The following is a 12083-nucleotide window of genomic DNA, read 5'->3' as shown; positions in this document are numbered from 1 at the left end:
GTCTTTTAATATTTAATATAAATAATATGTCATATATATCACAAGTAATACTTGATAAGTGTCTTAGAAGCCTATTTATATTCCCTGTAAATTAAAATTAGGCACATATATAGTGGAGTTACTACCTGATTCTTGTATAAAGGCATTCTTATAACCTAAATCAACGCAATGATCTATAAGGGAATCATAATGTTTAGGGTTAAGTGGTTTATTAATCTCAGGATATTCAGAAGCTTTAAACATAGGAGTATATTGATTCATTAAGCTTAAAAATACTCTATGACCAAAGATTTTGTATATGTAGTCTACAATCTTCTTTGAATCAAATAATAGCCCAGGAAGCATAAGGTGGCGTATAATAACTCCCTTAATCATTATTCCATCATCATTAAATATAGGATCTCCAATTTGTGTTACCATCTCTTCAATAACCTTTGAAGCTATATTAAAGTAATTAGGAGCAGAAGAATATTTTATAGCGTATTTATCATTATAATACTTAAGGTCAGGAATATACACATCCACATAACCTTTAAGATTTTTAATGATTTCTAGATTTTCATATCCATTAGAATTATAGACTATAGGAATATGAAGCCCTAGCTTTTTAGAAATATCTAATGCAGAAATGATTTGAGGTATGTAGTGAGTAGGATTAACTAAATTTATATTATGATATCCCTTAGCTTGTTGCTCAAGGAATATTTCACTAAGTCTTTCTATTGAAATTTCTTTCCCCTTATCTCCTTGACTGATATCGTAGTTTTGGCAAAATACACATCTTAGATTACAGTTTGAGAAAAATACGGTTCCAGAGCCTTTGCTTCCAGAGATACAAGGTTCCTCCCACATATGACCATAGGCCTTAGCTACTTTTACGGTAGCTCCACTTTTACAAAAACCCATCTTTCCATAATTTCTATCAACACCACAATTTCTAGCACATACAGTACAATTACTAAGAATGTTTAAATCTTTCATAACTATCTCCTTAAGACTTTAATTTAAGGCTTTGTTTTAAATTGCTGCTGAGTATGACATCATATTATTATCCCTAGTATAATAATGATGTGAATTTCAACAGTAACTTAAAACATAACCTAATTTAAAAAAAGATGAGCATAACAGACTATGCTCATCTTATATAAGTATAATTAAAGCTAAGGGAAAAGTGAAGTGTCTAAGATAATTTCTATTATCAACATGACTTTTTCATCTTAAAGTAGAAAATAATGCATTGAGCTATAAATATTAAGCTGATTATTCCAAAGCCAGGATAAAGGAATGTTATAAGCTGCTTAAATCCTATTTGTGATATTGGAATGGCGATTAGGAGAATAAGCACAGCTCCTCTTTTATAAGGAATGTTATATTTATTTTCAAGGGTTTTTCCAACACTGTAGATATCAGAAACCTCAGTAGAGAACATTTCGCACCAAATTACACAAAGTAAAAGTATTTGAATTAGTGGAGTAAACTTACTTGCTACAAATAGTAGTGGTATCTCAAATCTAAAAATCTCAGGTGTATTTGCAATTAACATTGAGTTAATTAAAAATGCAAGAAGAGTTAAGGTTAGGGCTCCAATAATTAATCCTATAATTAAAACACGTTTTTTCTTTATCTCTTTGCTGATTGGAACTATAACTCCACTACAGGAGAGCATGTTAAAACCAGCATATAAGAATGCGGAGACAATCCACTGATTTTCAAAAAATAGATTTTTATTTATAGGAGCTTGCTTCATAAATTCTATAGTCATAGTATTCTTTGAGAATATAATATGAAGTACAAATACTGTAATAACAATTGTTGTTAAGCTAGGAACAATAATAGAGTTAATGGTGATTAGTCCTTTAGTATCCTTTAACAAAGTAATTAGAGTTACAATAGCCATTAATATAACACCAACAAACTTTGGAATTCCAAAGTGTTGATAAAGTAGAGCACCACTACCAGCTAAAATTATGGCAGCTCCAGATACTAAGAAAAAGCTAGTTAGGTAATCTGTGATTTTACCGAAAAATCCAGGGCTTACTAGGTTAATAAAGTCAGTATATGAACCTAATTTATATTGTAGACTTACAGAGACTATAATTGAACTTACGATTATGTAGAATACTGCGCAGATTATAAGTCCATAGAAACTCGAGAAACCGTAAGTGGAAAAGAATTGAGTTATTTCTTGACCAGATGCAAGACCGGCACCCACAATTGTACCAATAAATACCGTAGCGGCTTGAAAAACTAATTTAAGATCTTTCAAAGAATATCCCCCCAAAATAATAGTAGCTTGTATATTTATATAGAGTTAGTAAGAAAATATGTAAAAAACTAAAAAAATAATGCTATGAACTTATTCAGTACATAGCATTATAGTTATAATCAGATGCATTCTGTAGTTATGGTTAAATTTTAAATTTACTTATTTCACCTTCAAGTTTTAAAGATAATTCATTTAATAAATCAGCAGCATTTGCTACTTCATCAATAGCTGAACTTTGCTGCTCCATTGAGGCAGTTATTTCTTCAGTTGCTGCAGCTGTTTGTTGAGATACTGAAGAAATGCTATTAATTGATTCAACAATATTTTCTTTATCTGTATTTAGTTCTTTAACAAATTTAGTGATAGATTCAATCTTATCTGTAATTGATTTTACCGAGTTGGAAATTTTATCGAAAGAAGAATTTACTTCAGAAACTGCGACAGTTTGTTCAGAAGCTATTCCTTTAACCTCACTCATTATATTTACAGTATTGTTACTATCCTTCTGAATGTTGACAATAATTTGTTGTATTTCATAAGTTGCACTCCTAGAACCTTCGGCTAATTTTCGTATTTCATCAGCAACTACAGTAAATCCTTTTCCAGCTTCTCCAGCTCTAGCAGCTTCTATTGAAGCGTTTAAAGCAAGCAGATTTGTTTGTTGTGATATTGAAGAAATAGTATCAAGGATAGAACTAATGCTTTTTGTTTTTCCATCAAGTTCTATAATAGCACTTTCAATTCTATCAATAGCTTCTTCATTTGATTTTGTTTTTGAATGCAATTCAGTAATAACTCGTACTCCGGTTAAATTAGCATCAGTTACTTCTTTAGTAACTATATCAATCTCATTTGTGCTATTTTCTAAATCAGCGAATTTATCTGATAAATTATTAGCAAGATAAGTACTTTTTTCAGAATCACTAGCTTGTTCTGAAGCACCAGTAGCAATCTCAATAATGGCTTTTGTTACCTCTTCCGATGAAGCACTAGTTTCCTCTGCACTTGACGCTAAGCTTTGTGATGACATACTTACTTCTTGAGATACCAATTGAATATTACTAATAAGAGTTGCCACAGCTCCTAACATCACATTAAATCCAGCACCCAATTTTCCTACTTCATCCTTAGATTTTATATTAGCTCTAATAGAAAAATCTCCTCGCTTTACCTGTTCCATATCTTTCAAAAGCAGATTAATTGGTTTAGTTATAGTTTTAGAAAATCCTAAGGAAATTCCAATAGCTATTAGTAAAGACATTAAACCTATTAATAAAAGACTGTTCAATATTACTTTGGTATCCGTATCTATTTCACTAGTATACATGGTTCCAACAATAGTCCAATCTAGTTTCTTAGTATTATGGAATACTGCTAATTTTTCTACCTTTACACCATTTTCTTCAAGAGAATATATTAGAGGTTCATAATTCTTCTGCTCAATAGCATTTTTGATTTCATCAACACCAGCTGGTTTTAATAGTCTACTTGCATCTTTATGAGCAATAAGATTTCCGTCTTTTGCAACTAAAAAAGGATATCCTGTTTCTCCTATTTTAATTGAGGTTATATTATTTGATATAGTTTCTAAAGGAATATCAATCGCTAATACACCGGTTAAAGTATTATTGTCAAATGAATTATAAACAGGTATAGCAGCTGTTATTACAAGCTTTCCTGTGGCTGTATCTACGTAAGGGTTTGTCCAATGCACCTTATTTTCTTTTACAGTATCTATATACCATGGTCTTTGTGTAGGATCGAAATCAGATGGTAATTCAACTTGGGGATATAAATAAGTAGCTTTTGTTTCCGTACCAAAATAAATACTTAAAATTTCTGGATGGCTTTCAGCATATTTTTTAAAATCCTGAATCATTATTGCTGAAGAACCAGGTTTTGATGATATTTGTTGAACGATATCGTTTATAGCCCGTTCTGTAAGGCTTTCCTCATAGCCATTAGTATAATAGTTAATTGATTGTTCAGCTTGAGTTAACAATTCACTTGATGTAGCTATTAAGTTTTGTTCTAAAATACTTTTAGATTTTGAATAAGATACTAATCCTAATGTAAGTAGAGGAATAGTTATTAGTAGGATAAACATAGCTGTTAGTTTTAGTCTGATACTTTTCATTATATGCCGCCAAGTTAACTTCGGTTTGTTTGAAAATTTGAAAAATTTAACTTGTCGGTTTCTCACCCACCTTTCAATTTGAATATTAATCTAAATATTAATCCAATTTAATTTCAGTATAAACAATTAGTTATACATTCTAATTATCGATATAATTCTACACAGCTTTACAGTTTATTCATAGGATGTTTACACAAATCAATGCTAATGTTAATAAAATATACCATATGGATAGTTGAGTGTGAAAATTATAAGGAAAAAACAAGAAAGTGCTCTTAAAAGCGCTGTTTTCTACATTAGTTCTTGTGAAATTTGATCTGATATAGTAATGAAATTAACATATAAAAACTTAACACTACGAAATTCCTTAGTACATAGCATTGCAGTAATAATTAAGGTAAATACAATGAAGTTTCGCTTCTTAAATATTGAATGCCATTGTAGATTTTAATAAGCAAAAGAGTTAAACTTTATATAGTATGAAAGTGAATTTTAAAACTAAAGGTTAATAAAAGTGTATATATTTTAAATCAGTGCTAAATAGATCATCATATTATCTTCCTTCAGATAGTATTGGTGTAAATTTAAACAATGATTTAAACCATATCCATAAAAATAAAAGGAGGTATCTCTAGAAAAATCCTATTAATAAGAATATAGGATATCTAGAGTAAAGATATGAAGACAGACTTTAATGGAAAAAGATATCATAGTTTAAACTATTTTTTAAGAGGAAAATTCAACGGAGAAAAGACCTTTAAGATATCATTAGATGGGGGATTTTCTTGTCCCAATAGAGATGGAACTATAAGTAAAGGTGGATGTATATTTTGCTCTGAGAGAGGTTCAGGTGACTTTGCTGGAAATAGGCTTTTATCAATTACTGAGCAATTCAGAGATATAAAAGAAATGATGAACAAAAAGTGGAAAGATGGAAAATATATTGCTTATTTTCAAGCTTACACAAATACTTATGCACCCATAGAAGTTTTAAGAGAAAAGTATGACGAAGCCTTAAAAGAAGAGGATGTAGTGGGTCTAGCTATAGCTACAAGACCAGATTGTATAAATGAGAATGTATTGAATTTATTAGAGGAATATTCAAAGAAAGCATACACTTGGGTAGAACTTGGACTTCAAACTAGTAATGATGAAACAGCAAGTTTAATAAATAGAGGATATAAGTTAGATGTGTTTAGAAAAGCAGTAGAAGAATTACAAAGAAGAAACATAGATGTGGTTGCTCATGTAATCTTTGGTCTTCCTGGAGAGTCAACAGAAGATATGTTAAACACTATAAAATATATTTCAAAGCTACCAATAAAGGGTGTTAAGATGCATCTTTTACATGTACTTAAAAATACAAAGCTAGAAGAACTTTTAAAGGATGGAAGTCTTAAGCTTTTAGAAATGGATGAATATATTGATTTAATAACTAAGTCTATAACCATTCTTCCACAGGATATGGTAATTCATAGACTTACAGGTGATGCTCCAAGAGATTTACTAGTTGGACCTATGTGGAGTCTTAAAAAATGGGAAGTATTAAATTCCATAGATAATAAATTAAAGACAGAAGATCTATATCAAGGAAAATATTATGAAGAAGATAAGTAGTTGAACTTATTAAGGGTGGTAGAGCCTATTAACTCCCAGTTATATAAGTAGGAGTATTATAGCTGCTAGACATGGGATAAAAAAAAGCTTAAGGGGATGGAAAAATGAAAATTGATGTTATGATATCTGCCGCAGATATTAAACCAGAAAGATTAAAGAATAAGGTAGTTGTGGTTATTGATGTACTAAGAGCTACGACCGTTATGATAACTGCTCTTAGTAATGGTTGTGACAAAGTTATTCCAGTAAGAGAAATAGAAGATGCTCTAGATATTGCAAATAAGAATAGACACAATTGTCTTTTAGGTGGAGAAAGACAAGGTCTAAAAATAGAAGGCTTTGATTTTTCTAATTCACCTCTCGATTATACAGGGGAGGTTGTAAAAGGAAAAACTCTTATTATGACTACATCAAATGGAACTAAAGCTATTAAAAATAGTGAGGAAGCAGAGAGAATATTCATTGCAGCTATGATAAATGGAAAAGCTGTAGCGGAGAAACTTGTGGAATTAGATAAGGATGTTGTTTTTGTAAATGCAGGTACTGATGGAGAGTTTTCTATGGATGATTATATAACTAGTGGATATATAATTAATTGTATTAAATCTATAGAAGATTCAAAGTGTGAGCTAACGGATATGGCCATGACTTCGGAGTATATATATAAAGCCAATCCAGGAATAATAAGCTTTGTAAAAGATGCACTACACTACAAAAGACTTAAGAAACTAGGTTATTATGAGGATTTAAGATACTGTTTCACAAAGGATATAATAAACATGGTACCAGAGTATAAGAATGGAAGAATACAATCATAATAGCCTTATATTTTGAGAAGTGTATATTAAAGATAAGCTTATTCTCGTATATATTCTATGGAGTAAGTTGAGAAACAAAATCAATGAAATTAAGATGTTACTTAAGAACTGCTATTTTTAGTAGTTCTTCTTTTTTTAGCTAAAGTTAAGAAAATGACTTCGTATATCACAGTATATAGCGTAAATAAGGCAATAAATATGATTTGCTCAATGCTACTCATTTTTGAAGTAGCAAATATTATTATAATAGGAAAACAGAAAACAATTTGAACAAATCGCAGTATAGATAAACCTTGCATAATATCACCCTTTACCAAATATTAGTATATTATGATTCTCACATCTTTAGAATATGAATTCAATAACTTTCGTACAACAAATTCATACTTTATTTTATAAAAAACAAGATAAATGAGGAAATAAATATAGAAAAGGTATATTGTGGGGACGTAAAACTATAAACATAAAGTACTCAGCATATATATTATTGAATAATATAAATAAAGGGGGAATAAATATGGAATTCTTTAATTACGTTACAGAGAATGCATTAATACTCATACCAGTGCTTTATATAATAGGTATGATTCTAAGAGGAACAGAAAAGGTGCCCAATAAATATATACCTATTATATTGCTACCAATAGGAATAGGCTTAGCCATGGGAGTTATGAAGAGCTTTGGTGTAGATGCAATAATACAGGGTGTTTTAGTTACTGGAGCTAGTGTATATGCGAACCAAATAGTGAAGCAAAGTAAGAAAGAGGATTAATAAAGACCAAAAGTCTTGTGCGAGGGTTACCTTACACAAGACTTTTTATCTATTGAAATAAAAAATTCCTACAAACTAGGATACTATCTCTAAATCTTCAATAGTATCATCTATTATAGATTTTTTCTTCCACCTACCTGATTTATAGTATATAAAGGTTGCAATCATACCAAATGTCCAAGCTGTAGAGATTGACATCCAAATTCCTTTAGTACCAAGGAAAGAAGAGAAGAAGTATGCTAGTGGAATTCTAATTAGCCATAGAGATAATATCGAAACTACCATTGGGAAGATTGAATCTCCAGCCCCTCTTAATACACCGGTGGTAATAAACATTGCTCCAACTATAGCATAGAATGGTGATACGGTATTAATATATATAACGCCTTCTGTTATAACTTCTGGATCTGTGGTGAATAGATTCATAAGTGATGGAGAAAAACTTCTAAGAAGGAAATATACTATTATAGAAATTATAGTGGACATTATAAGAGTGGATTTCAAACCATTTTTAATACGTTCAAGCTTTTTAGCTCCAATATTTTGTCCAACAAAGGTAGACATAGCAGCACCAAAGTTCATTATTGGCATTGAAGCAAAATTATCTATTTTAGAGGCAGCAGCATAGGCTGCAACGGTAGCACCTCCAAATCCATTTACTATACTTTGCATAGTTATAGAACCAAGAGAGAATACCATTTGTTGTATTCCAGAAGGTAGTCCTATTTTTACAGTTTTTATGAATATTTCTCTATGAAATTTTATGGTTTTTATAGAAACTCTAAATACATCATGCTTTTTATTAAGATAGATTATAGAGAGAAAAAAGGATAAACCTTGGGATATTATAGTTGCCCATGCAGCGCCTGCAATACCCATATTAAAGGATACAATAAATACAATGTCTAAAACTATGTTAACTATTGAAGCTAAAATAAGAAAGTAAACTGGAGTTTTAGAATCTCCAAGACCTCTTAATATAGAACTTACAGAGTTATATCCAAATTGGCATATAAGTCCTATAAACATTATGTCAAGGTAGGTTTTTGAGGGAGTATAAATTTCTTGAGGAACATTTATTAGTGTTAATATTGGACTACTAAGAGCTAACCCTAATATAGTCATAAAAAAGGAAGCTATAAATAAAAATACATAGGTGGTATCTATGGTGTTTTTAACATTGTCAATTTCATTAGCTCCAAAATATTGAGAAATAAGTATTGTAGAACCTAGGGTTAATCCCATAATTAATGATCCTAATAAGAATGTTATTGGAAAACTAGTACCTACTGCGGCTAAGGCTTCAGTACCAAGAAATCTACCAACGATTATACTATCTACGGTATTGTATAGTTGTTGAAACACACTTCCAATAAGTAGAGGAAGGGTAAAGTTAATTATTAGTTTGGCTTCATTGCCAGTTGTCATATCTTTCATAAATTAAGCTCCTTTTAAATTTCTAAAAATATAATAAAAGGTATCTTCATTATATTTTATGATCTATTAGTAATGAATAATAATTAGGCATACGAAATATTCGTGTATAAAACTATTATACTATATTTAAATAAAAAGAGAACCCTATTATCAATAGAAATTATTGATAATAGGGTTATTTTCTTTAAACCACTTGGAATATATAAAACTTTAAGTAGTAAGATTCATCACTGTTCCAAAGAATTGGATGATCTGGAGCTTGAGTTCTAAATTCTACTTGTCTTAGTGTAACTCTAGCATCTTTAGCAGCGTCTGCAATAGTCTCTTTAAACAGTTCAGGATTCATAAAGTGAGAACAAGAGCATGTTATAAAATAACCACCTCTTTGTACTAGCTTCATACCCCTAAGGTTAATCTCTTTATATCCTCTTGTAGCACTCTTGATTGTAGTACGAGACTTTGTAAAGGCTGGAGGATCAAGGATAACTACATCATATTTTCTTCCTTCATCGGACCATTCACGAAGTACATCAAAGGCATTGTGACATTCAAATTTAACTGTATCTTCAAGGCCATTTAGCTCTGCGTTACGTCTGCAGAAATCTACTGCATGTTGTGATATATCAACACCTAGTACTGATTTAGCACCTGCAACTCCTGCGTTTAGAGCAAAAGAACCTGTATGAGTAAAGCAGTCAAGAACTGTAGCATCTTTGCAAAGCTTATGAATAGCAGCTCTATTTTCCTTTTGGTCTAGGAAGAAGCCTGTCTTTTGTCCATTTTCAATATCTACGTAGTATTTTACGCCATTTTCAGTTATTTGAACCATTGTATCAAAAGGTTCCGTTAAGAATCCTTTAACCTGTTCCATGCCTTCAAGAATTCTAACTTTAGCATCACTTCTCTCATAAACACCCTTAGCTCCAAATTCTTCAACTAAAAGTTTTACAATGATGTCTTTGTATTTATCGATTCCCAATGCTAAAGATTGAATAACATAATAATCTTCTAATTTATCAATTATAAGTCCAGGAACAAAGTCAGCTTCTCCAAATAGAAATCTACAGCTAGAGGTATCAATAACCTTTTTTCTGTAATTCCAAGCAGCTGTAAGTCTTTTTCTAAAAAACTCTTCATCAATTTCTTCATTAACGTTTCTAGTCATAATTCTTAGAGCGATTTTAGAAGCATCGTTTATATAGCCTTTTCCTATGAAATCACCTTTATAATTATATATTTCTACTATGTCACCATTAACATATTCACCATCAAATTCAGCAATCTCTGTAGAATAAACCCACAGATGACCATTTTCTGCATTTCTGCCTTTTCCCTTGTGTAGATAGAATTTACAAGCCATTTATTTCCTCCTAATAATACAATTAGTCATAATAATCAATACAATATGACTCTATTAAATAAAACTTTATATTATATTTATTTAAATTTGTTAATTATTTATTCAAACTTATTATAGTATAAATTTACGGAGAAGATTTTGCAAATAATTTTTTTATTTTTTTACCATAGAAAAATTTCGAAGAGTAAAGTATAATATTCTTGGTCTAAAAAAATTTAGAAGACGTAAACTGATTAAAAATGAAAATTAGATATATGTAATATACCTAAATATAATAAAATTGAAGGTATATACAACTATTTACTACTTGAAAAATAGGATAAATAGTTTCATTAGCAGATTTAAAGAATTAGTTTTAATAGATAATATACAGTCACAGGGATATAGGAGGAAAATTAATGAGTGTACTTACAGTTAAAAACATTAGTCATGGTTTCGGGGATAGAGCGATATTTGAAGATGTATCCTTTAGATTATTAAAAGGAGAGCACGTAGGTTTAATTGGAGCTAACGGTGAAGGTAAATCTACATTTATGAATATCATAACTAGTAAACTTATGCCAGACGATGGACAAGTAATTTGGTCAAACAATGTGAGAGTTGGATACATGGATCAGCATGCTAATCTTGAAAAAGGATTATCTATAAGAGATGTTCTAAGAGGTGCTTTTCAGTATCTATTTGATTTAGAAACTGAAATGAATGAGCTTTATGGAAGAATGGGCGAAATGGATGAAGATGAAATGACCAAAGCCCTTGAGAGAACAGCAGTTATTCAAGATATGCTAGATAACAATGGTTTTTATGTTATAGATGCAAAGGTTGAGGAAATTGCTAAGGGGTTAGGACTACTTGATGTAGGTCTAGACAAAGATGTAACGGCACTAAGTGGAGGGCAAAGAACTAAGGTTTTACTTAGTAAACTTCTACTTGAAACACCAGATATATTACTTCTAGATGAGCCTACAAACTATTTAGATGAAGCTCATATAGAATGGCTTAAGAGATATTTACAAAGTTATGAAAATGCATTTGTATTAATATCACATGATATACCTTTCTTAAATTCTGTAATTAATCTTATCTATCATGTAGAGGATAGAAAGTTAAGTAGATATGTTGGAGATTATGAAGAGTTTAGAAGAATATATGATGCGAAGAAGGAACAACTAGAGAAAGCTTATGAAAGACAACAATCTGAAATCGCAAGACTTGAGGATTTCGTAGCTAGAAATAAAGCTAACGTTGCAACATCTAACATGGCTAAATCAAGACAGAAAAAGCTTGATAAAATAGATAGAATAGAGATTTCTAAGGAAAAACCAAAACCAGTATTTAACTTTAAAATGGGAAGAGCCGCTGGAAAGGTAATCTTCGAAACTAAGGACCTAGTTATTGGATACGATACTCCACTAACAAAGCATCTTAATATATCAATGGAAAGAGGGCAAAAAGTAGCTCTTGTTGGAGCAAATGGACTTGGAAAGACAACATTACTTAAGAGTCTTATGGGAGCAATAAAGCCTATAGAGGGAGAAGTAGAGCTAGGAGACTATCAACAAATTGGATACTTTGAGCAAGAGGGACAATCAGGAAATAAAAATACTTGTATAGAAGAGTACTGGAAAGAGTTCCCTAGCTGTACTCAATATGAAGTTCGTGCAGCCCTAGCAAGA

Annotated in this window: 9 protein-coding genes; 4 read left to right on the top strand and 5 right to left on the bottom strand. The window is 30.7% G+C overall.

Annotated elements, in window-relative coordinates:
• Window positions 1-75: 75 nt before the first annotated feature.
• From RSD37_RS09620 to RSD37_RS09610, 3 genes are all read right to left on the bottom strand, one after another.
• Entirely contained in the window at window positions 76-981 is a 906-nt protein-coding gene (locus RSD37_RS09620) for a radical SAM protein (protein WP_346946517.1), read from the bottom strand.
• A gap of 217 nt (window positions 982-1198) precedes the next feature.
• Window positions 1199-2266 (bottom strand): transporter, encoded by a 1068-nt coding sequence (locus RSD37_RS09615; protein ID WP_346946516.1) that lies wholly within the window; start codon window positions 2264-2266, stop codon window positions 1199-1201.
• A 142-nt stretch (window positions 2267-2408) separates the two neighbouring features.
• A complete protein-coding gene (locus tag RSD37_RS09610) occupies window positions 2409-4403 on the bottom strand; it encodes a methyl-accepting chemotaxis protein (RefSeq protein ID WP_346946515.1) in 1995 nt (664 codons plus the stop codon).
• Between the two features lie 678 nt (window positions 4404-5081).
• On the opposite strand from RSD37_RS09610, the gene RSD37_RS09605 reads away from it, so the two are divergent.
• The 3 genes from RSD37_RS09605 (at window position 5082) to RSD37_RS09595 (ending at window position 7610) form a co-directional block, all read left to right on the top strand.
• On the top strand, window positions 5082-6020 hold the full coding sequence (locus RSD37_RS09605; protein WP_346946514.1) for a TIGR01212 family radical SAM protein: 939 nt from the start codon (window positions 5082-5084) through the stop codon (window positions 6018-6020).
• A gap of 104 nt (window positions 6021-6124) precedes the next feature.
• Window positions 6125-6838: a 2-phosphosulfolactate phosphatase family protein gene (locus tag RSD37_RS09600; protein WP_346946513.1), complete on the top strand. Its 714-nt coding sequence runs from the start codon at window positions 6125-6127 to the stop codon at window positions 6836-6838.
• Between the two features lie 517 nt (window positions 6839-7355).
• Window positions 7356-7610: a phage holin family protein gene (locus RSD37_RS09595; RefSeq protein ID WP_346946512.1), complete on the top strand. Its 255-nt coding sequence runs from the start codon at window positions 7356-7358 to the stop codon at window positions 7608-7610.
• Window positions 7611-7685: 75 nt separating this feature from the next.
• Here RSD37_RS09595 and RSD37_RS09590 read toward each other — a convergent pair whose 3' ends face one another.
• Window positions 7686-9047 (bottom strand): MATE family efflux transporter, encoded by a 1362-nt coding sequence (locus RSD37_RS09590; RefSeq protein ID WP_346946511.1) that lies wholly within the window; start codon window positions 9045-9047, stop codon window positions 7686-7688.
• Between the two features lie 184 nt (window positions 9048-9231).
• Window positions 9232-10407, bottom strand: coding sequence for a class I SAM-dependent rRNA methyltransferase (locus RSD37_RS09585; RefSeq protein ID WP_346946510.1), 1176 nt, complete (start codon window positions 10405-10407; stop codon window positions 9232-9234).
• A gap of 398 nt (window positions 10408-10805) precedes the next feature.
• Between RSD37_RS09585 and RSD37_RS09580 the strand changes: the two genes are divergently transcribed.
• Window positions 10806-12083: ABC-F family ATP-binding cassette domain-containing protein (locus RSD37_RS09580; RefSeq protein ID WP_346946509.1), on the top strand; the 1278-nt coding region annotated here is incomplete at its 3' end.

Origin of the sequence: Clostridium sp. (assembly GCF_036646415.1) — a bacterium.
Lineage (GTDB): Bacteria > Bacillota > Clostridia > Clostridiales > Clostridiaceae > Clostridium_J.
The sequence above is the reverse complement of the archived record's forward strand: the minus strand, read 5'-3'. Positions and strand labels throughout refer to the sequence as shown.